The organism is Marinovum sp. (assembly GCF_034669705.1).
In the GTDB taxonomy this organism is placed as follows: domain Bacteria; phylum Pseudomonadota; class Alphaproteobacteria; order Rhodobacterales; family Rhodobacteraceae; genus Marinovum.
In genome coordinates this window covers 147,294-173,138 of record NZ_JAXMOR010000001.1, presented here as the reverse complement: position 1 = coordinate 173,138, position 25,845 = coordinate 147,294, and the positions used below count along the sequence as shown (strand labels likewise).

Sequence of the window (25,845 nt, the reverse complement as noted above, 5' to 3'; positions counted from 1 at the left end):
TGAAGCCCGCTGGTAACGCGCGGGAGAATGCGCCGGCTGACGGCTGGCGCATCAATGACCAAGAGACCTGTCAGCAGCGACACAATGTGCCGTGGCGCCCTTGGACCACCTGCGCCCGATCAAGCGCCCTCGCCACTCACGAAAAAAGGGCAGCCCATCAGGCTGCCCTCGTAGTCTCCGAAATCAAACCGCCTTAGCGCACGATATAGACGATCCGGCGTTCGGTCGGATCCACCAGCACCGGCTGGCCGTTGATATAGACATAGCGCAGCTCGGCGTCGGGGATCTCGACCAGCTCGACCGTGTCAGGCACCACGGCGCCCTGCACCACCTCACCCTCAAGATAGATCGGGTCGAGCGTATTGGTGCGCACATAGGTCACCACCTCCTCGTCGGGCTGAGCCGCGGCGCCGGCAGAGCCGGCCAGCAGACCACCGGCCACGGCGCCGACCGGACCGGCCACGAGCGCACCGGCCACGGCACCGACAGTGCCGGCACCGGCAAAGGCCTCGGCGTCCTTGGAGGTATCGTAGGTCACGGTCTCGATGGTGACCTCGGGCGCGACAATGGCCATCGGGGTTTCTTCGACCATGGCGGTCAGGTAGTTGCCATAGGCCCAGCCCTCGGTGCCGTTATAGGACACCTTACACCAGTTGGATTCCTCGATGCAGCCGTCGACGTTGGCCTCTGCCTCGCCATCGATCACGCCGATGATCTCGTACTGCGGGCCGGGGCCGGCGCGGAGGTTGAGGTCGGTGACAGCGGTGGCGGTCATGGCGGCGGAGGCCGACCCTGCGGCGAAAATCGCGGTCGAGGCGGTCAGAAGTGCTGTGCGGAACATGGAATGTCTCCTTTTCACTTTGGTCTGAAGCAGCACGGGTTGCGCTGCGTTCGGGGCGTAAATGCCCGGCCGACAGCGTTTGTTCCGCGCCCGACGACACACCTTCCTGTTTCCGCAAATCATTCCATTTATTGGCAAATCTCCGCCACTTCACCCCAGATGCTCGGCGTTTCGCCGCCGATCCGCGCGAGGGGGATGCAACCTTTCGGACGCTGTTGCATTCGGGCGCGTGGCGCCGGCGTGGCAGGCAATCGGGAACCGCGCGCGCAATAGAGGCGTTGAGCCGTGACCCCGGTCGCGCGACCGGGATCTTTCGCCGTGCCCGCCGGGCCCGCCACCCCAGCCAGGAGACCGTCCATGCCCACCGCCCTCGCCCGCCTCTGCTCTGCCGCAGCCCTAGGCCTCGTGCTTGCCGCGCCTCTCGGGGCCGAACAGGTCGGCGAGATCGACGTCGACTGGGTGGGCAACGACATCATCGTCGAGGCAGTCGCCGACCCCAAGGTCAAGGGCGTCACCTGTCACATCGCCTATTTCGAGCGCGGCCTGTTCGACCGGCTGTCGAAGGGCAACTGGTTCGAGGACCCGTCCAATGCCTCGATCGCCTGCCGGCAGACCGGACCGATCTCGCTCGGCAACATCGAAACCGACGAGGAAGGCGAGGACGTGTTCCGCACCTCGCGCTCTATCATCCTGAAATCGCTGCGGGTGAAACGGATCTTCGACGAGGACAACCAGACCCTGATCTACGTCGCCCATGCCGCCGAACTGACCGACGGCTCGGCCAAGGTCTCGATGTCGACGGTGCCGCTTTACAACGCCGTGCTGCAGGATTGATGCACCGCGCTCACCTCGGCGCGGATGATCCGCGCGATCAGGGCGCAATCGTCGAGACTGAAGGTCAGCGGCAGGCGCATGTCAACGATGCCCCTCAGCACCCGGTCGCTGGCGGGCATCGGCTCTGACGGCGCATAGCGCCAGCTGTCGTAGCGCGAAGTGAAAGCCACAGGCTCGGCGCCGCCGAACCATTTCAGATCGACGCCCCGCGCGGCGCAGCGGCGCAGAACCTCGGCGATCTTCTCTTCCGGCCAGTCGAGCAGCAGGAACTGGATCGACGAGCCGACGAAGGTCTCGCCCTCGCGCCGGCGGATAAGCTGCAGCCCCGGCGTGTCGGTCAGCCCGTCTTCGACCGTCCTGTAGCGCGCGTTCCAGCGGTCGATCTGGGCCTCCAGCGCGCGCAATTGCGGCCGCAGGATTGCCGCGCGCAGGTGATCCATCCGGCCGGAAACATTCGGCGTGTCGTATTTCACCCGCTCGAAGACCTCCGGCCCCGGCGCCGCCAGATGCCGGTCATAGAGCATGTAGGACCCCGACAGCATCACCGCCCGCGCCGCCACCTCTTGGTCATCGGTGACCAGCAGGCCGCCCTCGCCAGAGTTGACATGCTTGTAGGTCTGGCAGGAATAGCAGCCCAGCACCCCGTGGCGCCCTGAGGGCACGCCGTTCCAGAAGGCACCCATGGTATGGGCGCAATCCTCGATCACCTGCACGCCTGCCCCGTCGCAGATTGCCATCAGCCGGTCCATGTCGCAGATATGGCCGCGCATGTGGCTCAGCATCAGCACCTCGGCCTGGTCCACCTTGGCCGCCAGATCGTCGAGATCGATCACCAGCCCCTCGGTCACCCCGACGAACACCGGCACCGCGCCGACCGAGGCAATCGCCCCCGGCACCGGCGCCAGGGTGAAGGCGTTGGTCAGCACCCGGTCGCCGGGCTTGACCCCGATGGCGCGCAGCCCGCAGGCCATGGCATAGCCGCCGGAGGCCACCGACAGGCAGTATTTCGCCCCGACCTGCGCCGCGAATTCCTGCTCGAGCAGCGCCACCTCGCCGGCCTCGCCCTCGGCCACGTTGTAGCGGTGCAGCCGGCCCGATTGCAGAACCGCCAGCGCCGCCGCGATCCCCTCTTCCGGGATCGGCTCCTGCTGGGTGAATGTGCCGTGAAATCGCTCGCTCATGCGCAACTCTTGCGGCGTGCCCGAGGGAACGTCAACCGCGCAAGCTGCGCATTTATTGCGCACCTTCCCCGAGCGCCAGCTCCACCACGCCCGGCAGGTCTGCATAGGCCTCGAGCAGATGCTCGGGCTCCAACGCGGCCATGTCATCGCCGGACGGCCCGAAGGTCACCAGAACGCTCGGCACACCGGCCGCCCGCGCGGTCTCGCGGTCGGTCACGCTGTCGCCCACCAGCAGCGAGCGGTCCACCGTGCCCCCCGCCCGTTCCACCGAGGCGCGGTAGGGCGCGGCGTCGGGCTTGCGCACCGGCAGGGTATCGGCACCCACCAGCGAGCCAAAGAGATCGCGCACGCCGAGCGCCAGCAGCAGCTTGTCGGCCAGCCGCTCGGGCTTGTTGGTGCAGATGCCGGTGCGGATACCGGCGCTCTGCAAGCACCCGATCGCCTCGACCGCGCCGGGATAGAGCACCGTGGTGTGGTGCAGCGCGGCGCCGTATTCCTCCAGCAGCCGTGGATACCAGGCGTCGATGGTGGCGAAATCATCCGCCCGGCCCAGCCGTTCCATCCCCAGCAGCAGCATCGCCCGACCACCGCGCAGCGCGGTGCCGGCGTCACCGGGGCCCAGCAGATCGCCCTCGCCCATGGCGCGGAAACAGGCATTGGCGGCGGCCAGCAGATCGCCGCTGGTGTCGGCCAGCGTGCCGTCGAGGTCGAAGATCACGGTGCGCATTGGTGGGCCTTTCCTGTCACAGACAGACATCCAAAGTGAGCGGCGCCGCCTTGCAGCGCGCGTGTCAGCGGATAAAACGGGTCCAAGCCAATTACAAAGAGAATCTGTTATGAGCATTGCCCTGGTCATCCTCGCCGCCGGAAAAGGCACGCGGATGCGGTCCGATCTGCCGAAAGTTCTGCACAAGGTGGCCGGCGCACCGCTTTTGGCCCATGCCATGGCCTCTGGCGCCAGCCTGGAACCGGAACGCACGGTGATCGTGACCGGCCATGGCGCCGATCTGGTCGAGGCCGCGGCCCGGGGTCTGGATGACGCGGCGGCCTGCGTGCTGCAATCGGAACAGCTCGGCACCGGTCACGCTGTGCTGCAGGCGCGGCCGGCGCTCGAGGGCTTCACCGGCGATGTCATCGTGCTCTATGGCGACACGCCCTTCATTCGCCCCGAAACGCTCGAGGCGATGGTCGAGGCGCGCAAGAGCCATGACGTGGTGGTGCTGGGCTTCACCGCCGCCGACCCTGGCAAATACGGCCGGCTGGTGATGGAAGGCGACGAGCTGATGCAGATCGTCGAGTTCAAGGACGCGGGCCTGCGCGAACGCGCCATCGACTTCTGCAATTCCGGGGTGATCGCGGCCAGCGCCGAGACGCTCTTTGGCCTGCTCGATCAGGTCGGCAACGACAATGCTTCTGGCGAATACTACCTCACCGACATCGTGGCGCTGGCGCGCGCCTCGGGGCTCTCGGCCACCGCCGTCTCCTGCGACGAGGCCGAGACCATGGGCGTGAACTCGCGCGTCGATCTGGCCGCGGCCGAGGCCGGCTTCCAGTCGCGCCGCCGCGCCGAGGCGCTGGTCGAGGGGGTGACCATGGCGGCGCCCGACACCGTCTGGTTTGCCCATGACACCTGGATCGGGCCGGATTGCGAGATCGAGCCCAATGTCGTCTTCGGCCCCGGCGTCACCATCGAGAACGGCGCCCATATCCGCGCCTTCAGTCATCTCGAAGGCTGTCACGTGTCGCGCGGTGCGGTGGTCGGCCCCTACGCCCGCCTCCGCCCCGGCGCCGAGTTGGCCGAGGACGTCAAGGTCGGCAACTTCGTCGAGATAAAGAACGCCCAGATCGACGAGGGCGCCAAGGTCAACCACCTGAGCTATATCGGCGACGCCCACATCGGCGAGAAGGCCAACATCGGCGCCGGCACCATCACCTGCAATTATGACGGTGTCTTCAAGCATCGCACCGAGATCGGCGCGCATGCCTTCATCGGCTCGAACACCATGCTGGTGGCGCCGGTCAAGGTGGGCGCCGAGGCGATGACCGCCAGCGGCGCGGTGATCACCAAGGACGTGCCCGAGGGCGCGCTGGCGCTGGCCCGGGCCGATCAGGTCAACAAACCCGGCCTCGCGCGAAAATTGTTCGAAAAGTTAAAATCCAGAAAGGCCAGACAGGCCGGGAGCAAAGCATAATGTGCGGAATTGTCGGGTACCTTGGCGGCCATGAAGCCGCCCCGATCCTCGTGGACGCGCTGAAACGGCTGGAATACCGCGGCTACGACAGCGCCGGCATCGCCACCGTTCACGAGGGCCATCTCGAGCGCCGCCGCGCGGTCGGCAAGCTGGTGAACCTGTCCGACAAGCTGGTGCATGAGCCGCTGGCCGGCAAGTCCGGCATCGGCCACACCCGCTGGGCGACCCATGGCGCGCCGTCCGAGATCAATGCCCACCCGCATTTCACCGGCACCGTCGCGGTCGTCCACAACGGCATCATCGAGAACTTCCGCGCCCTGCGCGCCGAGCTTGCCGCCGCCGGTCACGCCACCGAGACCGACACCGACACCGAGACCGTGGCGCTTCTGACCCACCACCACCTGAGCCAGGGCAAGACCCCGGTCGAGGCCGCCAACGCCGCGCTCGATCAGCTTGAGGGCGCCTTCGCGCTGGCCTTCCTGTTCGACGGCGAAGAGGACCTGATGGTTGCCGCCCGCAAGGGCTCGCCGCTGGCAATCGGCCATGGCGACGGCGAGATGTACGTGGGCTCAGACGCCATCGCGCTGGCGCCGCTGACCGACAAGATCACCTATCTCGAAGAAGGCGACCGCGCGGTCCTGACCCGCACCAGTCTCGAGATCCGCGATGAACAAGGCCGGCTGGCCAACCGCCCCACCAAGACCGTCTCGCTCGATGCCTCGAGCGTCGACAAGGCCGGCTACAAGCACTACATGGCCAAGGAGATCGCCGAACAGCCGGCGGTGATCCAGAACGCCATCACCGAATACCTTGACGAGAGCGGCACCGGGCTTGCCTGGCCCGACAGCCTGCCGGACTTTTCCAAGGTCGAGCGGGTGACCATGGTGGCCTGCGGCACCGCCTTCTACGCCTGTTTCACCGCCAAATACTGGTTCGAGCGCATTGCCCGCCTGCCGGTCGAGGTCGATATCGCCTCGGAATTCCGCTACCGCGAGCCGCCGATCACGCCGCGCACCGCCGCGCTGTTTGTCAGCCAGTCCGGCGAGACCGCCGACACCCTGGCCGCACTGCGCTATGTCCGCGACAAGGCCGACCACGTGATCTCGGTGGTCAACGTCCCCGAAAGCTCGATCGCCCGCGAGAGCGACACCGCCCTGCCGATCCACGCCGGGGTCGAGGTCGGCGTGGCCTCGACCAAGGCCTTCACCTGCCAGCTCACGGTGCTCTTCCTGCTGGCGCTCAAGGCGGCGCATGACCGTGGCCAGATCAGTGCCGAAGAGCTGCAGGATCACCTCGCCGCCCTGCGCGCGCTGCCGGCGCAGATCAACGACGCGCTGACCCTGAGCGACGCGCTGCAAAAGATCGCGCATGACCTTTCCGAGGCCAGCGACGTACTCTTCCTCGGCCGCGGGCTGATGTACCCTCTGGCTTTGGAAGGCGCGCTGAAGCTCAAGGAGATCAGCTACATCCACGCTGAAGCTTATGCATCGGGCGAGCTCAAGCACGGCCCAATTGCCTTGGTCGATCCGCATGTGCCGGTGGTGGTCCTTGCGCCGCGGGATTCGCTCTTCGACAAGACCGTGTCGAACATGCAGGAGGTCATCGCGCGCTCCGGCCGCGTGGTGCTGATCACCGATGCCAAGGGCCAGGAAGAGGCCGGCGAGGACGTCTGGCACAGCCTTGCCCTGCCGGCGGTGCCAGAGCTTCTGACGCCGCTGCTCTATGCCATCCCGGCGCAGCTTCTGGCCTATCACACCGCCATCGCCAAGGGCACCGATGTCGATCAGCCGCGCAACCTCGCCAAATCGGTCACGGTGGAATAATGGGCAAGCAGTTCGACGCCCTGAGCGACGCCCATCGCAGCTTCATCGAAGCGCAGCACATGTTCTTCTGCGGCACCGCCGCCGCAGAGGGCCGGGTCAATATCTCGCCCAAGGGGATGGACAGCCTGCGGGTGCTGGGACCCAACCGGATCATCTGGCTCAACATGACCGGCTCGGGCAACGAGACCGCCGGCCATCTGGCGGAGACCCCGCGGATGACGCTGATGTGGTGCTCGTTCGACCGGCGGCCGCAGATCCTGCGCACCTATGGTACCGCCCGCACCCTGCACCGCGATGCCGCAGACTGGGACGAGATGCTGGGCCATTTCGGCGACCGGCTTGGCGCGCGTCAGATCTATGAGTTGAGGATCGACCTGGTGCAGACCTCCTGCGGCTATTCGATCCCCTTCATGGAGTTCACCGGTGACCGCGACACCCTCACCCGCTGGAACGAGGACAAGGGCGAGGCCGCGATCCGCGACTATTGGGATACCCGCAACCGCAAGACCATCGACGGGCTGCCCACCGGCATCGATGCCAACCTCGGATGACCCTCGAAGGCGCCCTTCTCGAGTTGCGGGCCTATGCCGAGGACGGCCGCGCAGCGGACATGGCGCGCTATCACAAGGCGCCCCGCCCGTATCTGGGCGTACCCAACACCGCGATCAACGACCTGACGAAATACTGGCGGCGCGCTCTGTCGGTCGAGGAGCGCGTGACGCTGGCCGACGCCCTGTGGCGGACCGACATCCACGAGGCGCGGATTGCCGCCGCCAAGCTGCTGACCCAGGCGCGCATCCGCCCCGACGATGCCGTCTGGGCGCTGATCGCCTCGTGGGTGGCCGAGTTCGACGCCTGGGCGATCGCCGATCACGTCTGCATGGCCGGCCAGCGCCGGCTGACCGCCGATCCGTCGCGGATCGATGACGTCGAGACCTGGACCGCGTCTGAGCAGATGTGGACCCGCCGCGCCGCGCTGGTCATCACCCTGCCATGGGCCAAGCTGAGCCATCCCAAACCGCCGCAACAGGTGGAACGCGCCCGCATCCTCGGCTGGGCGGCGGGCTATGTGGACGATCCGCAATGGTTCATCCAGAAGGCCGTGGCCTGGTGGCTGCGCGACCTGACCAAACATGCGCCGGAGCTGACGGAGGCTTTTCTGGCCGAGCATGGCGACCGGATGAAACCCTTTGCCCGCCGCGAGGCCGGCAAATACCTCAGTTCCTGAACACCCGCAGCGTGACCAGCTCGGTCAACGGTGCATCGATCAGACGCATCGCCGGCAGAGAGATGCGGCTGCCGGCGGTGGCGGCGCCCTCGATCGGGATCAGCTCGACCTGGGCCGATTTCCCCGATTCGGGATATTCGACCCGGCCCTGCGCCGGAGCATCGACCAGCGGCGTCTCGAGCCAGAAGCCGGGCTTGGTCGGATCGCCCAGCGAGGCCACGGTGGAGCCCAGCGCCTGCGCGCCGGTCTCTGCCGGCACCGCGGCGGCGGCTTCGCGGTCCTCGGCGCTGGTGGTGTCGAACGCCTCTTCCGAGGCGGCATCGGCCGGCGGCGCCGGCGCCACCGTCTCCAGCGGCGCGGCAGCGTCACCGGCAGAGGTCTCGGCAGGCGCATCCGCCTGACGCTCTCGCTGCTGGAACGGGGTGCCCATCTCGGCGCAGCCCGTCAGCACAAGCGCCGAAGCGCAGAGGAAAAACCGGGTCATCATGGCGGCAGGTTACGCCATTGGTCGCGGCCGTCAACGCCACATTCCCCTTGTCCGGCCCGGCCCGCGTCCTTACCTTCACCGCATGACTGTGAAACTCGTCGATCCCTTTGCGCGCCCGATCTCCTACCTTCGGGTTTCGGTCACCGACCGCTGCGATTTCCGCTGTGTCTATTGCATGGCCGAGAACATGACCTTCCTGCCCAAGAAGGAACTTCTGACGCTGGAAGAGCTCGACCGGATGGGCTCGACCTTCATCGGCCTCGGGGTGGAAAAGCTGCGCATCACCGGCGGCGAACCGCTGGTGCGGCGTGATATCATGACCTTCTTCCGCGCGATGACCCGCCATCTCGACAGCGGCGCGCTCAAGGAACTGACGCTGACCACCAACGGCAGCCAGCTCGAACGTTTTGCCGATCAGCTGTTTGCCGCCGGGGTGCGCCGGGTGAATGTCTCGCTCGACACGCTGGACGAGCAGAAATTCGCCCGTGTCACCCGTTGGGGCCGCCTGCCCCAGGTGCTGCGCGGCATCGACGCGGCGCAGCGCGCGGGCCTCAGGGTCAAGATCAACACCGTGGCGCTCAAGGGGTTCAACGAGGACGAGCTGTTTGCCCTCACCGCGTGGTGCGCCAGCCGCGACATCGACCTGACCTTCATCGAGGTCATGCCGATGGGCGATCTGGGCAACGAGGACCGGGTCGGGCAATACTGGTCGCTCGACGACCTGCGCGACCAGCTGCGCCGGCAGTATACCCTCACCGATCTGCCGGAGCGCACCGGCGGCCCGGCACGCTATGTCCGGCTCGAGGAGACCGGCCAGAAGATCGGCTTCATCACCCCGCTGACCCATAATTTCTGCGAAAGCTGCAACCGCGTGCGGCTGACCTGCACCGGCGAGCTCTTTATGTGCCTCGGCCAGGAGGACAACGCCGATCTGCGGGCCGCCCTGCGCAACCATCCGGAGGACGACGCGCCGCTCGAGGCCGCCATCCGCGCCGCGATCGCGCTGAAGCCCAAGGGGCATGATTTCGACTATTCCCGCCAGCGCGCCGATGGACAGGTTTCGCGCCACATGAGCCATACTGGCGGCTGACCCCTCGGCGCAGAAAAAGGGGGCCAGCCCCCTCGGCCGAGGGGCCTCACCCCCGGAGGTTTATCTGGCAAGATGAATGAAGGAGCGCGCGCCTGTCTTCATCTTGCCCGACAAACTCTCCCCGAAGGGTCGCTCTGCCGCCGGACGTGACGTCTCGATCAGGCCCAGTCTGGCCCGAGATCGGCGCGGGCGCGGTCGATCCAGTGATCCTTCAGCCATGTGCAGGGCTTGGAATAGCGGATCAACGACCCGCTGTAACCATCGACCGCGTCGGGCATTTTCGGGCGGCCGTGGAAACAGACCACGCGGGCCTCTTCCGGCAATCGCGGGGCGGCGAGGTAGTTGCGGGGGAACGGGTTGCAATCGTATTTGTAGCTGACCACCCAATCGCCGGGGATGTAGTCGAAGACGCCGTTGTCCATCGCCTTGTGTGAGGTGTAGCGCTGTTCGGAGCCGCGGGCTTTTTCCACCTCTTCATAAGGGTTTGCGGCGAGGTCCGCATAGAGGAACCCATGTGCGGACGGGTCGAAGCGGAACACCGATCCGTGGCCGGTGGGCCGGCCCTTGCGAGCCTCGGTCCAGTCGTGACGCATGGCGATCCTGCCCTGAGACATCGCCCAGATCGGCGTCAGGTCGCCGGTGATCACCACGTCGAGATCGAAGCCCAGCACCGGCCCGTCGAGATCGGGCACGAGGCCCGGGCGGAACAGCGAGACCTTGCGCATCGCGCCTTGCCGGTTGGCCACCGCAAGCGCCGCCGCCATCGGCTCGGCGAAGGGCTCCACCGGCAGGTCGAGCAGTTCGATGTCGGGATGCAGACCGGCGCGCTCCTCGGTCATGCAGAAAAACCGCACCGGGTGGTCGATATTGCGCCGCACGCCGGAATAGAGCCGGTTGACATACTCCGGGCCAAACAGCGTGCCCCACTTGATGCACATGATGTTCGCGGTCTGGGCTTGCGTCATCCTCGGCTCCTTGTTGCTGCCCCGCCCGGCTTATCGCGGATCATTTTGCCATGCCAGCGGGGATGTGACATTTCTGCACAGCGGCGAGGAATTGTGCGATGGCCTGAAATTTGCTATGCCTGTTAGCGCTAACCACACCCATGAGCGAGGGGAACCATGTCCCAGGGTCACACCACCGATACCACTGCCATTGCCGAAGCCGCGTTTTATCTTTGGCTGGACGAGGGCCAACCGCATGGCCGCGATCAGGAATTCTGGCTGCGCGCCGAGCAGTCTCTGAGCGCTGCCATCGCCAAGCCCAAGGCGCGCCGCGCGACGCCCCGCAAGGCTGCAGCCCCGAAGGCCGCCGCTGCTGCGACCAAGTCGGCCGAAACGGCGACAGCGAAGGCCGTTGCCAAGGCCCCGGCCAAAGCCAAGGCACCTGCCAAGGCGAAACCCGCCAAGCCGGCGGCGAAGGCTGCCGCCAAGACCGTGAAGGCGCCCGCCAAGGCCGCCGCAAAACCCCGGGCCGCGGCCAAGCCCAAGGCCTGAGCCTTGTGGCGGGTGGCATGCTGCGGCCATCCGCCAAATCCCTTGATCCGCCGCCCACGGCGGATTAAGGTCCGCGCAGCATATGTTTCAGCGCAGGAGGGCTTCATGGAGAATGTCGGCACCCTGCGGGCCTCGCTCTGACGGCGCCCGGTTCGGAATGATGCTTGGACCCCGAGCATGCGATCCACCTGAAACAGGACAAAACCCTTGAACGACAAAACCCTGCCTGACCTTGGATGGTCGGAACATTTCGCGCGTCAGCTCTCTGAGAGCGACGCCGATCACAGCCCTGCCCGTGTGGCGGAAATCCATCGCGACCGGCTGGTCGTGGTCACCCCCGGCGGCTCCTTCAACCTGCACCCGCGCGAGGCCAGCGGTGCCTATGCGGTGGGCGACTGGGTGCTGACTGATGGCACCTCGGCGGTGCGCCGGCTGACGCCGGTCTCAGACCTCAGCCGGCGCGCCGCCGGTCCGGGCGTCGCGGCGCAGCGGATTGCCGCCAATATCGACACCATCGGCATCGTCACCAGCTGCAACGAGGATTTCTCGGTGCCGCGGCTCGAGCGCTATCTGGCGCTGGTCTCCTCTGCCGGCTGCCTGCCGCTGGTGATTCTCACCAAGGCCGACAAGGCCGAGGATGCCGCGGGTTACCTGCGACAGGCCGAAAAGCTCTCGCCGCTGGTGACCGCGCTGGCGCTCAATGCCAAGGACCCCGAGGAGGCCGCGCGGCTGACGCCCTGGTGCTCGAAGGCGCAGACCCTGGCGCTGATCGGCTCGTCCGGTGTTGGCAAGACGACGTTGCGCAATACGCTGACCGGCGAGACGGCGGAAACCCGCGAAGCCCGCGCAGATGACGCCCGCGGGCGGCACACCACCACCTTTCGCGCGCTCAGGCCGACGCTGGCCGGTGGCTGGCTGATCGACACGCCGGGGATGCGCGAATTGCAGCTTGCCGATGCCTCCGAGGGGATCGGCGCGGTGTTCGACGACCTCGAGGTGCTGGCCTCGGCCTGCCGGTTCAGCAACTGCGGCCATGACAGCGAGCCGGGCTGTGCGGTCAAGGCGGCGGTGGACGCCGGCGCGGTCGAGCCCGAGCGGGTGGCGCGCTGGCAGAAGCTTCTGCGCGAGGACCGGTACAACTCGGAGACGCTGGCGCAATCGCGCGACCGGCAGAAGCGTTTTACCAAGCGGGTCAAGGGCGCGATGCAGAAGGCCCAGATCAAGCGCGACGTCGAGAGATAGGTCGTCCCCCGTCCCGGCCCTGCGCCGGGACCGCCTACCGGGTTGGGGGCGAGGCCCCGGATCAGGTCCGGGGCGGGGATTGGGTATGTCCGGCAGGCGTTCCTTGGCAAGCGGGGTCGGCAACGGGCTGTCGAGAGGAGCGTACGTCCTCCGGCCTTGCCCCGGGACCTCGCGTCCGACACCCATCGCGAGGCCGCGGATCAGGTCCGGGGCGGGCCGCGCGTCAGGCGGCGGGCATGCGGCTCTCGACGATCTCGGCCCACCAGGAACAGCCCGCGGGGATCGCCTCGTCGTTGAAGTTGTACTTCGGGTGATGCACCGCCGCGGTGTCGCCGTTGCCGACCAGGATATAGGCCCCGGGCCGCTCTTCGAGCATATAGGCGAAATCCTCGCCGCCCATCACCAGGGGCGCGGTGGCGCAGTCGCCGGCGACCTTGCGGGCCACCTCGGCGGCAAATTCGGTCTGTTCCTCGTGGTTGACCATGCAGGGGTAGCCGCGGTGATAGGTCACCTCTGCCGTGCCGCCAAAGGTGGCGGCAATGCCCTCGCAGATTGCCGTGAGCCGGGTCTCGGCCAGGTCGCGCATCTCGGCCGACATGGTGCGCACGGTACCCATGAGCTCGACCTTCTGCGGGATCACGTTGAAGGCGTTCGACGAGGTCTGGAACGAGGTCACCGAGACCACCACCTGATCGACCGGATCGGCATTGCGGCTGGCAATCGTCTGCAGCGCCAGCACCGCCTGCGCCGCCATCACCGTGCTGTCGACGGTCTCCTGCGGCTTGGCGGCGTGACCGCCGCGGCCCTCGAAGGTGATCTCGAACTGGTCGGTGGCGGCAAAGAAGGCGCCCGGGCGGATCGCGAAGCTGCCCAGCGGCACGCCGGGCCAGTTGTGCATGCCATAGACCTCCTGGATGCCCCAGCGCGCCATCAGACCGTCGTCGCACATCTCCTTGCCGCCGCCGCCGCCCTCTTCGGCGGGCTGGAAGATCACCACCACGGTGCCGTCGAAATTGCGCGTCTCGCTGAGGTACTTGGCGGCGCCGAGCAGCATTGCGGTATGGCCGTCATGGCCGCAGGCATGCATTGCCCCGGGCGTCTTCGAGGCATAGTCGAGGCCGGTCTGCTCGTGGATCGGCAGCGCGTCCATGTCGGCGCGCAGACCGATCACCTTGCCGGACCTGTCGGCCTTGCCGCGGATCACGCCGACCACGCCGGTGCGGCCGAGGCCGGTCACCACCTCGTCGCAGCCGAAGTCGCGCAGCTTTTCGGCCACGACGCCGGCGGTGCGATGGGTGTCGAAGAGGATCTCGGGGTGCGCGTGCAGATCGCGGCGCCAGGCGGTGATTTCCTCCTGAAGCTCGGCAAAACGGTTCTTCACGGGCATGATCGGTCTCCTTTACTGCACTGGCTCAGGGGTGCGCCTTTCCGACCCCGCCGTCAATATCCCGACGCGGTCGTCAGGACAAAGTGATCGGGGCCGGCCTGCCGGTATTCCGAGCGTTCGGGCCTGTGGCCGAGAGGATGAACTGGCGATGGGATGGGTTTGAACGCAAGGTCTTTTTCCAGCTTGCGCCGCTCAGGATCGGCGACCGGCACCGCCCTGATCAGCGCTTGCGTATAGGGGTGCTGCGGGGTGTCGAGCACCGCCGCCCGCGGCCCGATCTCGACAATACGGCCAAGGTACATGACGGCTATGTCATGGCTTATCCGTTCCACCACCGCCATGTCATGGCTGATGAACAGGAACGACAGCCCCAGATCGGCCTGCAACCCCATCATCAGGTTCAAAACCTGCGCCTGCACCGAGACATCCAGCGCCGAGACCGCTTCGTCGGCAACGATCAGTTTCGGGTTCAGCGCCAGTGCCCGGGCGATGGCGATGCGCTGGCGCTGGCCCCCGGAGAGCTCATGCGGGTAGCGCCGCAGGAAGCTGCGCGGCAGCTGCACCCGGTCAAAGAGTTCGGCCACCCGGTCGGTCAGCGCGCTGCCGGAGGCGAGGCCGAAATTGCGCAACGGCTCGCTCACCTGATCGATCAGCCGCATCTGCGGGTTGAGCGAGGCGAAGGGGTCCTGAAAGATCATCTGCATGTCGCGCCGCGCGAGGCGCAAGCCACCCGGCCCCAGTCCGGTGACATCGGTGCCGTCCAGCAGCACCTGCCCCGAGGTCGGCTCGACCAGCCGCAGAATGGAACGCCCGGCAGTGGATTTGCCGCAACCCGATTCGCCGACGAGGCTGAGGGTGCGGCCCCGGTTGAGGGTAAAGGAGACATCCTCGACCGCATGCACCTGCGCCACCCGGCGACGCAAGAGACCGCCCCTGACGTCAAACCGCGTGGTCAGGTTGCGCACGCGCAAGAGCGGCGCCGCGCTGCCGGGGATCGCGGCCGCCTGAGCCACCGCCCCCGGCAGGCGCATCGGCTCCGGCGCCGGCTTGCCGCGCATTTCGCCCAGCCGCGGCACCGCGGCGAGCAGCGCGCGGGTGTAGTCATGTTGCGGCGCGGCAAAGATCCGGCCCACCGGCCCCTCCTCGACCTTGCGGCCCCGGTGCATCACCACCACCCGGTCGGCGATCTGCGCCACCACCGCCATGTCATGGGTGATGAACAGCACCGCCGTGCCGGTCTCGCGCTTGAGCCGGTCGATCAGCGCCAGGATCTCGGCCTGGATGGTGACGTCGAGCGCGGTGGTCGGCTCGTCGGCGATCAGCAGGCGCGGCTTGCAGGCCAGCGCCATGGCGATCATCACCCGCTGGCGCATGCCACCCGACAACTCGTGCGGATATTGCTTCAGCCGCCGCTCCGGCTCCGGCATCCGCACCTGCTGCAACAGCTCGAGCGCGCGGGCGCGGGCCTGTTGTGCGCTCATCCCGCGATGAAGCCGCAGCCCCTCGGTGAGTTGTCGGCCGATGGGAAACACCGGGTTGAGCGCGGTCATCGGCTCTTGAAAGATCATCCCGATCTCGTTGCCGCGGATGGCGCGCATCTCTTCCGGCCGGGCCTGCGCCAGATCGGTCGCGCCGCCCTCGCGCCGGTCAAACAGCAGCCGCCCGCCGGCGATCTCGCCGCCGCCGAATTCCACCAGCCGCATCAGCGCCAGCGAGGAGACCGATTTGCCGGAACCGGATTCGCCCACCAAGCAAAGCGTCTCGCCGGGGTGGATGTCAAACGACAGGTCGGCCACGCCCACCACCGGACCGGACCGGGTGTCAAAGGTGACGCGCAGGCGATCGACCCTGGCAATCGGCTGATCGAGCATCTGGCGGGGCTCCTGTGGGGGCGGTCTGCGAGGTCCGGCAGGCTAGGCCCCGCCTCGACCGGTGTCAAACGCCGGCGGTCACGGGCTGTGGCCGCACGACAGCACTTGCATTTCTTTCAGCTTCTGTTTCGATATGCACACGTGCAAGGGGTAGCCATTAACCTCTCTCACCCTTAGGCCCTCCGCACCAGCCTAACACGATCGAACGCACGCGGCCCCATTCCGGCCAGCGCGGCACATCCACCAAGGAGACCCACATGACAGCCAGATCCCTTCTGCTCGGGGCGACAGCGAGCTTTGCGATGGCCACCGGCGCGCAGGCCGAACGCGGCAGTGATGGCGAGGTCCGCATCCTCTATTGGCAGGCGCCCTCGACGCTGAACCCGTTCCTGTCAGGCGGGCGCAAGGACACCGAAGCGGGTGGCATCATCCTCGAGCCGCTGGCGCGTTTCGACGAGGAAGGCATTCTGACCCCCTGGCTGGTCGACGAGATTCCCACGGTCGAGAATGGCGGCGTCAGCGAGGACCTGACCCAGATCACCTGGAAACTCTCGCCCGGCATCACCTGGTCAGACGGCACGCCGCTGACCTCGGCCGACGTGAAATTCACCTACGAATACTGCACCCACCCCGAGGGCGGCTGCGCCCAGCAGTCCAAGTTCAACGGCATCACCTCGGTCGAGACACCCGATGCGCAGACTGTCGTGGTCACCTTCGACAGCCCGACGCCCAACCCGCATGTGGCCTTTGTCGGCATGGAAAGCCCGATCCTGCAGGCGGCGCAATTCGCCGATTGCCTGGGCGCGGCCGCCTCGAGCTGCACCGAGGCCAATTTCGCTCCCATCGGCACCGGCCCCTTCGTGGTCGAGGAGTTCCGGCCGAATGACGTGATCGTCTATGCCGCCAACGAGAACTACCGCAAGCCCGACCGGCCCTATTTCGCCAAGGTCACGCTCAAGGGCGGCGGCGATCCGGCCTCGGCGGCGCGGGCGGTGATGGAGACCGGCGAGTTCGACTACGCCTGGAACCAGCAGCTGGCACCAGACATCATCGAGAGCCTCGAGGCCGGCGGCAAGGGGGTCTTCATCTCGGACTTCGGGCCGACGATGGAACGGCTGATGCTCAACCACACCAACCCCGACCCGAGCCTCGGCCCCGACGAGCGCGCGATCATCAAGCCACATCCTTTCCTGCAGAACCCGGCGGTCTACAAGGCGATGTCGATGGCCATTGACCGGCAGCTGCTGGTCGAGGTCGGCTATGGCCCGGCCGGCAAGGTCACCTGCAACTGGGTGCCGGCGCCGGAATGGTACAACTCCGACACATTCGATTGCGCCGAACAGGATCTCGAGGGTGCCAACGCCCTGCTTGACGAGGCCGGCATCATCGACACCGACGGCGACGGCATCCGCGAAAAGGACGGCGTGCCGCTGAAGGTGCTGTTCCAGACCTCGACCAACGCGGTGCGTCAGGACAGCCAGGAGCTGATCAAGCAGATGTGGTCCGACATCGGCATCGAGACCGAGTTGCGCAACATCAATGCCTCTGTGTTCTTCGGCGGCGATGCCGGCAGCCCCGACACCTTCCAGAGGTTCTATGCCGACGTGCAGATGTACGCCAATACCTTCGGCGGCACCGACCCGCAGGGCTATTTCGGCAACGGTCTCTGCGACAAGGCGCCGACCCCCGAGAAACAGTGGCAAGGCGAAAACATCGCGCGCTACTGCAATCCCGCCTTCGACGCGCTGCACGAAGAGCTCACCCGGACGGTGGGCAACGAGGCGCGCGGCGAGATCGGCCGGCAGCTCAACGACATGGCAATCGAGGAAGGCATGATGATCCCGCTGGTCCATCGCGGCACCGTCGCGGCGCGCGCGAACACGCTCGAGGGCGTGGTGATGAACGCCTGGGACAGCGAGCTGTGGAACATCGACGCCTGGCGCCGCGCCGACTGAGCGATCCTTAGGCGCCAGACGGGCTTTCCGCCTGGCGCCCCCCCTTCCCGACAGGCGCACCGGCGCCGTGACAGGCTCTCCCGGACATGCTGACCTATGCCATCAGACGGCTGGTGCTCTCCGTGCCGACGCTGCTCCTCATCGCGCTGGCGATCTTCCTGCTGCTCAACCTCGCGCCCAACGATCCGATGGCGCAGGTGCCGCTGACCGTGCCGCCCGAGGTCAAGCAGAAGATGCGCGAGGCGCTGGGCCTCGGCGAGGCGCTGCACATCCAGTTCTGGAAATGGCTGGTGCAGATGGTCTGGGTCGAGCCGCGGGTACTGGTCGACTGGCTCACCGGCGACAGCGCGCTCTTTGGCTGGCTGCCCGATACCGCGCTCTACCGCGGCGAGCAGCGGGTGATCTCCTGGCAGACCCGCTCGCCGGTGATGGACATCGTCGCGCAGCGGCTGCCGCAGACGCTCTGGGTGGTGGGCACCGCCTATCTGCTGGCCATCGTCATCGCGGTGCCGATCGGCATCTACTCGGCCTACCGGCAGTATTCCTGGTTCGACCAGGCCGGCACCTTCGTGTCGATGATCGGCTTTTCGGTGCCGCCGTTCTTTTCCGGCGTGCTGGTGATCGTGATCTTCTCAGTCCAGCTGGGCTGGTTTCCCTCGATCTATGACACCACGCATCAGGTCACCGACTGGCAGAGCCTGCTGGTCCAGATCAACCAGATGATCCTGCCGGTGATGGTGCTGACGCTGCAGATCACCGCCCAGCTGTCGCGCTTCATGCGCGCCTCGATGCTCGACAACCTCGGCCAGGATTATGTCCGCACCGCGCGCGCCAAGGGCTTGGGCGAGCCCAATGTGGTGCTGGTGCATGTGCTCAGGAACTCGATGATCCCGGTGGTGACGGTGATCGCGCTGGGGGTGCCCAACATCTTTGGCGGTGCAATCATCACCGAGCAGGTGTTCAAGGTGAACGGCATCGGACAGCTGCTGATCACCGCGATCGAAGCCAATGACCTGCCGATGGTGCAGACCCTGACTTTTGTGTTCGCGGTGCTGATCGTGCTCTTCAACCTGCTAGCCGACCTCGCCTACGGGCTGCTCGACCCGAGGATCCGCTATGACTGACCGCGCCGAGGCCCCGCCGCGCAGCCAATGGGCCGAGGTCTGGCACCAGTTCCGCCGCCATCGCGGCGCGATGTTCGGCGCGGCGGTGTTTGTCTTCATCATAGCCGGGGTCTTCCTCGGACCGCTGATCTGGACGGTGGACCCGCAGTTCCTGCCGCGCGGCCGCGATTTCCTGAACCTGCGCGACACAAGGCCGATCTACGTGGCGCTTTGGGATGGTGCGGCCAAGGTGAGCTGGGCGCATCCGCTGGGCACCGACAACCTCGGCCGCGACACGCTGGCGCGGCTGATGTTCGGCGGGCGGGTCTCGATTGCCGTGGGTCTCGCCGCCATGGCGCTCACCGTCGGGCTGGGCACCGGGCTGGGCCTGATCGCCGGCTTCTACCGCCGGCTGGATGCGCCGCTGATGCGGCTCACCGACCTGTTCCTCGCCCTGCCCCTGCTGCCGCTGATCCTCGTCGCCTCGCTGCTCTTTCGCGAGGCGCTGGCGCAGCGGTTCGGCCCCGAAGGCGGCACCTTTCTGCTGATCGTCACGCTGATCGGGCTGACATCGTGGATGCAGGTGGCGCGGATCGTGCGCGGCGACGTGCTGGCGCTGAAAGAGCGCGAGTTTATCCTCGCCGCACGCTCGATCGGCACCACCAATGCGCGGCTGATCACCCGCCACCTGCTGCCCAATATCCTGTCGCCGGTGCTGGTCTCGGCCGCGCTTGGCATCGCCACGGCGATCATCACGGAATCGGCGCTGTCGTTCCTCGGCTTCGGCTTTCCGCCGGATTTCCCCACCTGGGGGCGGCTGTTGAACGACGGCGTCGCACGGCTGTCGAGCTATCCCGAGCGCGCGGTCTGGCCCGGTATCCTGATTTCGCTCACGGTGCTGTCGGTGAACTACCTCGGCGACGGGCTGCGCGACGCGCTCGATCCGCGCATCCGCGGGCGCTGAGCGGCAAATAAGACCGGTTGTTCGGCCTATCGGGCGCGTTGTGCAGGCGATGTTCCCGCCCCTAGTGCCAGCTGGAACGGCTTTCCGCTCAAACCCGCGGCGACAAGTCGACTGTTCCCTGACTTTGCAGCCGAGACCCACACTGCCCCCTTGATCGCGCGGCGTTCAGGGCGCATGTGCATGCGGATCTGCCAAAGGGAGTCTGCCCCATGTTCGAGCAATTCGGGTTCGAGGAAACCACCGTCAAACAGGCCAGCCTCGTGCTCGCCCTGATCCTTGGCGCGCTTTTCGGGGTGCTGGCCGAGCGGACGAAGTTCTGCTTTCGCCGCGCGCTGGTCGGCGAAGACCGCAAGCAGGCCGCCGGCGTCTGGCTGATGGCGCTAGCCACCGCCGTGATCGGCACACAGGCCGCTGTGGCCGCGGGGCTGATCGGCTTTGACGATCACCGCTTCATGACCGGCGATCTCGCATGGCTGGCGATTGCGCTGGGGGGCGCGCTGTTTGGCGCCGGCATGGTGCTGACCCGCGGCTGCATCTCGCGGCTGACGGTGCTGGGCGCCGGCGGCAACCTGCGGGCGCTGACCGTGATTTTGGTGTTTGCCGTGGTGGCCCATGCCACGCTCAAGGGGGTTCTCGCCCCGGCCCGCACCGCGCTGGCCAGCGTCACCCTGCCGCTGGGCGAAAGCATCTCGCTGGCCGCCCTGCCCGGCGGCGCGCTGCTCTGGGCCGGGGGGATCGCGGTTCTGGCGCTGGGCTTCGCGCTGCGTTCGGGCTCCCGTGCCGCGCACTTGGTGATGGCGGGGCTGCTCGGCCTGCTGGTGCCCGCCGCCTGGGTCGGCACCGGCTTCGTGCTTTATGATGACTTCGACCCGATCGCGATGGAGAGCCTGTCGTTCACCGCGCCAGCCACCGAGAGCCTGTTCTGGGTCGTCGCCGGCACCTCGATCGAGCCGGGCTTTGGCGTCGGCTTCTTCGGCGGCGTGCTCGGCGGCGCGCTGCTGGCCGCGCTCGCCTTCCGCTCGTTCCGCTGGCAGAGCTTCGTCTCGCCGCGCGAGACCGGCCGTTACCTGTCGGGCGCGGCGCTGATGGGCGTCGGCGGCGTGCTGGCCGGCGGCTGCACCGTGGGCGCGGGCCTGGCCGGCGTGCCGAGCCTGTCGGTGGCGGCGCTCTTGGCACTGGTCTCGATTGCCGGCGGCGCGCTGGCCACCAATGCGGCGCTCAATGCGGGGCGCCGAGGCGCTTCTTCATCCGGTGCAGCGCCCAGGCGACAAGCAGCACAACCGGCAGAGTGAGCCCGGCCAGCACCCATTCCTTGCTGATCCCGAGGCCCTTGCCGAAGGGATAGGCCAGGTAGCCGGCCAGCGACACCGCGTAATAGCTGATCGCCACCACCGAGAGTCCCTCGACCGTCTCCTGCAGGCGCAGCTGCAGCTCGGCGCGTTTGTTCATCGCCTCGAGCTGCGACTGGCTCTGCGCTGAGCGCTCGACCTCGACCCGGGTGCGCAAGAGCTCGCTGGCGCGCATCGCCCGCTCAGCCATGGTCTCGAGCCGCCGCTGGGTGGATTTCACCGTGCGCATCGCCGGGTCGTAGCGCCGGACCATGAATTCATGCCAGCTCTGACGGCCGTTGAAATGGCTCTCACGCAGCATCTCGATGCGCTGCAACACGATCGCCTCATAGGCCCCGGTGGCGCCGAAACGGAACGAGGAGGTGGCCGATTCCGCCTCCAGCTCGGCCGAGATCGCCAAGAGCGCCTGCAGCGTCTGGTCGGCGGGTGCGCCCTCGTCGGTCATCCGGCTCATCAGGTCGGACAGCTTGTCATCCAGCACCCCCAGAACCGGGCTCAGCTCGCGCGAGCGGGCAAAGCCCAGCATCGACAGCGACTTGTAGAGTTCGATCTCGCAAATCCGCTGCAGGATGCGCCCCACCCGGCTGGCGCCGGTGCCCTCGGCCGGGAACACCGCGAACCGCATGTGACCCGCGGGATCGATGCGGAAATCACCGGCGACGATCGCAGCACCCTCGAGCACGTGGCTGACCGCGAGGCTTTCCGGAACGAACCACTCCTGCAGTTCGTGGTTGAGCATGTCGTATTCCGGCGGCGCCTCGACCCGGATCAGCGCCGAGCTCACCCGCTGGCCCGGCGCATTGGCCAGCCAGTCGCGCGGGAAGACATCGAAATCCGCCGGATCGAAGGGCCGCTCGCCCAGCCCGTCCATGAAGACCGAATAGGTCACCACCTCGGTGTGGCTTTCCCACTTGAGATTGTGCTTGCCGATCTGCGCCGAGTGATGAGTCGCGCCGGGCTGCGGATGCGGCGCGCCATAGCGGTCGAGCAGGTCGATCAGATGCGCCAGATCCTCGGTCTTGTCACGAGAGGCCGCGTTATTCTCTTTTCTGACAACGAGATAGACCGCCCTACCGGGCGCATGTGCGCGTGGAAACGGCCGCGCATGCAGCTCGTTGGAGAGCTGGTATCGCAGGGGATGATCGGTAAATTCACGCATGGCTGCAGCCTTGATGTTTTGCGCAACCTAGCCGCTTACCACCGCTGGCAAAAGGAAGTTATTGTCGCACTTTCAACAAGTTACGTGAATACAATGGCATACCGCGCTCAGCGTCCCGGTGGCCCGAGGCAAACGGGGCGCCGCATCGCTGCGCCGCCCCGGAGGATCTGGAGAAACAGAGCCCGGTTCAGGCGGCTTTTTTCAGCGCCTTCTTGGCCTTCTTCAGCTTGGCTTCCTGCTTTGCGACCTTCTTCTTGCGGTCGGCCACTTCTTTTTTCAGGTCTTTGATCTTTGCTTTGCTCGCCATGGTCTGGCTCCTTGCACTAGGGTTTCACACGCGGTCTGCGCCGCGACACAGCTATCTATAATATAGCTAATGTATATACGTAAACCCTTGTTTGCCGGAGCGGCAAAAGAAAAGGCCTCCCCGGATCGCTCCGGAAAGGCCCTGATGTTGCCTCGGCTGGGGCGTCCCCCCCAACCGCGGGTCAGTCGATCAGCGGCAGCAGCCTGTTCAGGCTCTCTTTCGCGTCGCCATAGAACATCCGCGTATTGTCCTTGAAGAACAGCGGGTTCTCGATGCCGGAATAGCCGGTGCCCTGGCCGCGTTTCGACACAAACACCTGCTTGGCCTTCCAGCATTCCAGAACCGGCATGCCGGCGATCGGGCTGTTGGGATCGTCCTGCGCCGCCGGGTTGACGATGTCGTTCGAGCCGATGACGATGGCAACGTCGGTCTCCGGGAAGTCCTCGTTGATCTCGTCCATCTCCATCACGATGTCATAGGGCACCTTGGCCTCGGCCAGGAGGACGTTCATGTGGCCCGGAAGCCGGCCCGCCACCGGGTGGATGGCGAAGCGGACGTTCTTGCCCTTGGCGCGCAGCTTGCTCACCAGTTCCGAGACCGCGTTCTGCGCCTGCGCCACCGCCATGCCGTAGCCGGGGATGATGATGACACTGTCGGCGTCGTTCAGTGCCGAGGCGACGCCGTCGGCATCGATCGCCACCTGCTCGCCCTCGACCGCCATCTGCTCACCCGCCGGGCCGCCGAAGCCGCCGAGGATGACGCTGACAAAGTGACGGTTCATCGCCTTGCACATGATGTAGGACAGGATCGCACCCGAAGACCCAACCAGCGCGCCGACCACGATCAGCAGATCGTTGCCCAGCGAGAAGCCGATCGCCGCCGCGGCCCAGCCCGAATAGCTGTTGAGCATCGAGACCACCACCGGCATGTCGGCGCCGCCGATGCCCATGATCAGGTGGTAGCCGATGAACAGCGCCGCCAGGGTCATCAGGAACAGCGGGAAAAAGCCGCCAGTGTTGAAGTACCAGATCAGGCAGACCACCGAGAGGATCGCCGCTGCAAGGTTGAGCATGTGCCCGCCCGGCAGCTTGGTGGCGGCCGAGGTGACCTTGCCGGCCAGCTTGCCAAAGGCCACGACCGACCCGGTAAAGGTGATCGCACCGATGAACACACCGAGGAACAGCTCGACCTTGAGGATCGCCAGTTCGGCACCGGATTTATGCGCCAGCACGCCGGCAAACCCGTCGAGCGCGGCGCGTTCGGCCGGGTCCATGGCCAGCACCCGGCCCATCTCGAAATGCGCGTTGAAGCCGACGAAGACCGCCGCGAGACCGACCAGAGAGTGCATCGCCGCGACCAGTTGCGGCATCTCGGTCATCTGCACCTTCTTGGCGACATAGACACCGATCACGCCGCCACCGGCGATCAGGATCAGCGACAGCAGCCACAGGCCCGAGCCGGGACCGACCAGCGTGGCAAAGACCGCAAGGCCCATGCCGACAATGCCGTACCAGACCGCGCGCTTGGCGCTTTCCTGGTTCGACAGACCGCCGAGCGAAAGAATGAAGAGAACAGCCGCAACAACATAGGCGGCAGTGGTGAATCCGAATTCCATCTGCACGGACTCCTTAGGATTTCTGGAACATGGCAAGCATGCGCCGCGTGACGAGGAAGCCGCCGAAGATGTTGATTCCGGCCATGAAGATCGACAGCGCCGCCAGCAGGATCACGAGGAACGACCCCGAGCCGATCTGCATCAGGGCGCCGAGGATGATGATCGAGGAGATCGCGTTGGTGATCGCCATCAGCGGGGTGTGCAAGCTGTGTGCCACGCCCCAGATCACCTGGAAGCCCACGAAGACAGCCAGCACGAAGACGATGAAGTGCTGCATGAAGCTCGCAGGTGCCACGAGACCCACCAGCAGCATCAGCACGCCGCCGACACCCAGCAGGGTGAACTGCTGCTTGGTCTGCGCCTTGAAGGCCGCGGTTTCCTTGGCCCGCTTCTCCTCGGCGGTGAGCTCCTTGGGCTTTTCCTTCTTCTGCGCCGCGATCGCCTGAATTTTCGGCGGCGGCGGCGGGAAGGTGATCTCGCCCTTGTGGGTCACGGTGGCGCCGCGGATCACGTCGTCGTCCATGTTGTGGTTGACCGTGCCGTCCTTCTCGGGGGTCAGGTCGGTCATCATGTGACGGATGTTGGTGGCATAGAGCGTCGAGGCCTGGGCCGCCATGCGCGAGGGGAAGTCGGTGTAGCCGACGATGGTCACGCCATTGTCGGTCACGATCTTCTCGTCTGGCACGGTGAGCTTGCAGTTGCCGCCCTTCTCCGCCGCCAGGTCGACGATCACCGAACCGGGCTTCATCGCCTTGACCATGTCCTCGGTCCAGAGCTCGGGCGCCTCGCGGTTGGGGATCAGCGCCGTGGTGATGACGATGTCCATCTCGGGCGCCAGTTCACGGAACTTGGCCAGCTGAGCTTCGCGGAATTCCGGGCTGGACACCGAGGCATAGCCGCCGGTGGCGGCGCCGTCGGCCTGCTCTTCCTCGAAGTCGAGGTAGACGAACTCGGCGCCCATCGACTCGACCTGCTCGGCCACCTCGGGACGCACATCGAAGGCATAGGTGATCGCACCCAGCGAAGTCGACGTGCCGATCGCGGCGAGGCCGGCGACACCGGCGCCGACCACCAGCACCTTGGCCGGCGGCACCTTGCCCGCGGCGGTCACCTGACCGGTGAAGAAGCGGCCGAAGTTGTTGCCGGCCTCGATGACAGCGCGGTAGCCCGCGATATTGGCCATCGACGACAGCGCGTCCATCTTCTGTGCGCGGGAAATCCGCGGCACCATCTCCATCGCGATGACAGAGGCGCCGCTGGATTTGGCGGCTTCCATGCCGGGCTCGTTGCCGGCGGGATTGAAAAAGGAAATCAGCGTCTTGTCGGCGGTCAGATAGCCCAGCTCGCTGGCATCGGGCTGGCGCACCTTGGCGATGATGTCGGCCTGCGCCCAGAGGTCCTCGGCGCCGTCGACCACGGTCACCCCGGCCTCACGGTAAAGCTCGTCCGAGAACCCGGCGCGCGTCCCGGCCCCGGATTCGATCAGGCACTCATGGCCCAGTTTCTGCAATTGCCGGGCAGAGTCCGGCGTCATGGCGACCCGCGCTTCGCCCTCGAAAACTTCCCTTGGCGTTCCGATTTTCACGTGTGCGTTTCCTTCGTCGGTTACGTCGTTCCATGGCGCAATAAACTCTGCGCAATAATCTTTCAACGCGACTTCCGTCGCTTGGCAAGATTACAGGTCGATTCCCTGCCGGCACTTCATATTTGTTGCTCTGCAG

22 protein-coding genes are annotated in these 25,845 nt (G+C 66.4%); 12 read left to right on the top strand and 10 right to left on the bottom strand.

The genetic code is table 11. The features are described 5' to 3' along the window. Positions 1–193: 193 nt before the first annotated feature. Positions 194–841, bottom strand: coding sequence for a DUF1236 domain-containing protein (locus tag VOI27_RS00895; protein ID WP_323763391.1), 648 nt, complete (start codon positions 839–841; stop codon positions 194–196). Positions 842–1,198: 357 nt separating this feature from the next. On the opposite strand from VOI27_RS00895, the gene VOI27_RS00890 reads away from it, so the two are divergent. Further along, positions 1,199–1,675: a CreA family protein gene (locus tag VOI27_RS00890; protein ID WP_323763390.1), complete on the top strand. Its 477-nt coding sequence runs from the start codon at positions 1,199–1,201 to the stop codon at positions 1,673–1,675. On the opposite strand, the gene VOI27_RS00885 is transcribed toward VOI27_RS00890, so the two are convergent. After that, positions 1,651–2,856, bottom strand: coding sequence for a DegT/DnrJ/EryC1/StrS family aminotransferase (locus tag VOI27_RS00885; protein WP_323763389.1), 1,206 nt, complete (start codon positions 2,854–2,856; stop codon positions 1,651–1,653). The two genes, VOI27_RS00890 and VOI27_RS00885, sit on opposite strands and share 25 nt — an antisense overlap. 52 nt (positions 2,857–2,908) lie before the next feature. Then, positions 2,909–3,583: an HAD-IA family hydrolase gene (locus tag VOI27_RS00880; protein ID WP_323763388.1), complete on the bottom strand. Its 675-nt coding sequence runs from the start codon at positions 3,581–3,583 to the stop codon at positions 2,909–2,911. A 109-nt stretch (positions 3,584–3,692) separates the two neighbouring features. Here VOI27_RS00880 and glmU point away from each other — a divergent pair, with 109 nt between their 5' ends. Genes glmU through VOI27_RS00860 form a run of 4 tightly spaced genes read left to right on the top strand, consistent with a single transcriptional unit; the run spans position 3,693 to position 8,099 of the window. Next, complete coding sequence (gene glmU / locus VOI27_RS00875) at positions 3,693–5,048, top strand: bifunctional UDP-N-acetylglucosamine diphosphorylase/glucosamine-1-phosphate N-acetyltransferase GlmU (RefSeq protein ID WP_323763387.1); 1,356 nt, start codon at positions 3,693–3,695, stop codon at positions 5,046–5,048. Next, positions 5,048–6,871 (top strand): glutamine--fructose-6-phosphate transaminase (isomerizing), encoded by a 1,824-nt coding sequence (gene glmS / locus VOI27_RS00870; protein WP_323763386.1) that lies wholly within the window; start codon positions 5,048–5,050, stop codon positions 6,869–6,871. The genes glmU and glmS overlap by 1 nt, the downstream gene beginning before the upstream one ends. Next, the gene (locus VOI27_RS00865) at positions 6,871–7,422 is read left to right on the top strand and encodes a pyridoxamine 5'-phosphate oxidase family protein (protein ID WP_323763385.1); all 552 of its coding nucleotides are present in this window, start codon (positions 6,871–6,873) and stop codon (positions 7,420–7,422) included. The genes glmS and VOI27_RS00865 overlap by 1 nt, the downstream gene beginning before the upstream one ends. After that, positions 7,419–8,099, top strand: coding sequence for a DNA alkylation repair protein (locus VOI27_RS00860; RefSeq protein ID WP_323763384.1), 681 nt, complete (start codon positions 7,419–7,421; stop codon positions 8,097–8,099). The genes VOI27_RS00865 and VOI27_RS00860 overlap by 4 nt, the downstream gene beginning before the upstream one ends. Here the strand turns inward: VOI27_RS00860 and VOI27_RS00855 are convergent. Next, entirely contained in the window at positions 8,089–8,586 is a 498-nt protein-coding gene (locus VOI27_RS00855; RefSeq protein ID WP_323763383.1) for a hypothetical protein, read from the bottom strand. The genes VOI27_RS00860 and VOI27_RS00855 overlap by 11 nt on opposite strands. 82 nt (positions 8,587–8,668) lie before the next feature. Here VOI27_RS00855 and moaA point away from each other — a divergent pair, with 82 nt between their 5' ends. Further along, positions 8,669–9,676: a GTP 3',8-cyclase MoaA gene (gene moaA, locus VOI27_RS00850; RefSeq protein ID WP_323763382.1), complete on the top strand. Its 1,008-nt coding sequence runs from the start codon at positions 8,669–8,671 to the stop codon at positions 9,674–9,676. Between the two features lie 158 nt (positions 9,677–9,834). Here moaA and VOI27_RS00845 read toward each other — a convergent pair whose 3' ends face one another. Continuing rightward, positions 9,835–10,641, bottom strand: coding sequence for a glycosyl transferase (locus VOI27_RS00845; protein WP_323763381.1), 807 nt, complete (start codon positions 10,639–10,641; stop codon positions 9,835–9,837). Positions 10,642–10,797: 156 nt separating this feature from the next. On the opposite strand from VOI27_RS00845, the gene VOI27_RS00840 reads away from it, so the two are divergent. Together VOI27_RS00840 and rsgA are read left to right on the top strand one after the other, a co-directional pair. Next, positions 10,798–11,172 carry a DUF2934 domain-containing protein gene (locus tag VOI27_RS00840; protein WP_323763380.1) on the top strand — a complete coding sequence of 125 codons (375 nt, stop codon included), beginning with the start codon at positions 10,798–10,800 and terminating at the stop codon, positions 11,170–11,172. A 207-nt stretch (positions 11,173–11,379) separates the two neighbouring features. Continuing rightward, on the top strand, positions 11,380–12,414 hold the full coding sequence (gene rsgA / locus VOI27_RS00835) for a ribosome small subunit-dependent GTPase A (protein ID WP_323763379.1): 1,035 nt from the start codon (positions 11,380–11,382) through the stop codon (positions 12,412–12,414). A gap of 223 nt (positions 12,415–12,637) precedes the next feature. On the opposite strand, the gene VOI27_RS00830 is transcribed toward rsgA, so the two are convergent. Both VOI27_RS00830 and VOI27_RS00825 read right to left on the bottom strand, forming a co-directional pair. After that, the gene (locus VOI27_RS00830) at positions 12,638–13,801 is read right to left on the bottom strand and encodes a M20 aminoacylase family protein (RefSeq protein ID WP_323763378.1); all 1,164 of its coding nucleotides are present in this window, start codon (positions 13,799–13,801) and stop codon (positions 12,638–12,640) included. 53 nt (positions 13,802–13,854) lie between these two features. After that, positions 13,855–15,672, bottom strand: a complete 1,818-nt coding sequence (locus VOI27_RS00825) for an ABC transporter ATP-binding protein (RefSeq protein WP_323763377.1) — start codon at positions 15,670–15,672, stop codon at positions 13,855–13,857. 257 nt (positions 15,673–15,929) lie between these two features. Here VOI27_RS00825 and VOI27_RS00820 point away from each other — a divergent pair, with 257 nt between their 5' ends. From VOI27_RS00820 to VOI27_RS00805, 4 genes are all read left to right on the top strand, one after another. Continuing rightward, the gene (locus VOI27_RS00820; RefSeq protein WP_323763376.1) at positions 15,930–17,627 is read left to right on the top strand and encodes a peptide ABC transporter substrate-binding protein; all 1,698 of its coding nucleotides are present in this window, start codon (positions 15,930–15,932) and stop codon (positions 17,625–17,627) included. An 86-nt stretch (positions 17,628–17,713) separates the two neighbouring features. Continuing rightward, positions 17,714–18,751 carry an ABC transporter permease gene (locus tag VOI27_RS00815; protein ID WP_323763375.1) on the top strand — a complete coding sequence of 346 codons (1,038 nt, stop codon included), beginning with the start codon at positions 17,714–17,716 and terminating at the stop codon, positions 18,749–18,751. Continuing rightward, complete coding sequence (locus VOI27_RS00810; RefSeq protein WP_323763374.1) at positions 18,744–19,694, top strand: ABC transporter permease; 951 nt, start codon at positions 18,744–18,746, stop codon at positions 19,692–19,694. Before VOI27_RS00815 ends, VOI27_RS00810 begins: the two co-directional genes overlap by 8 nt. 209 nt (positions 19,695–19,903) lie before the next feature. Then, positions 19,904–20,986 carry a YeeE/YedE family protein gene (locus VOI27_RS00805; RefSeq protein WP_323763373.1) on the top strand — a complete coding sequence of 361 codons (1,083 nt, stop codon included), beginning with the start codon at positions 19,904–19,906 and terminating at the stop codon, positions 20,984–20,986. Here VOI27_RS00805 and VOI27_RS00800 read toward each other — a convergent pair. The 3 genes from VOI27_RS00800 to VOI27_RS00790 form a co-directional block, all read right to left on the bottom strand. Then, positions 20,913–22,202, bottom strand: a complete 1,290-nt coding sequence (locus VOI27_RS00800; protein ID WP_323763372.1) for a DUF3422 domain-containing protein — start codon at positions 22,200–22,202, stop codon at positions 20,913–20,915. The two genes, VOI27_RS00805 and VOI27_RS00800, sit on opposite strands and share 74 nt — an antisense overlap. A gap of 488 nt (positions 22,203–22,690) precedes the next feature. After that, entirely contained in the window at positions 22,691–24,124 is a 1,434-nt protein-coding gene (locus VOI27_RS00795) for an NAD(P)(+) transhydrogenase (Re/Si-specific) subunit beta (protein ID WP_323763371.1), read from the bottom strand. A 13-nt stretch (positions 24,125–24,137) separates the two neighbouring features. After that, positions 24,138–25,709 carry a Re/Si-specific NAD(P)(+) transhydrogenase subunit alpha gene (locus VOI27_RS00790; protein WP_323763370.1) on the bottom strand — a complete coding sequence of 524 codons (1,572 nt, stop codon included), beginning with the start codon at positions 25,707–25,709 and terminating at the stop codon, positions 24,138–24,140. Between the last annotated feature and the right edge of the window lie 136 nt (positions 25,710–25,845).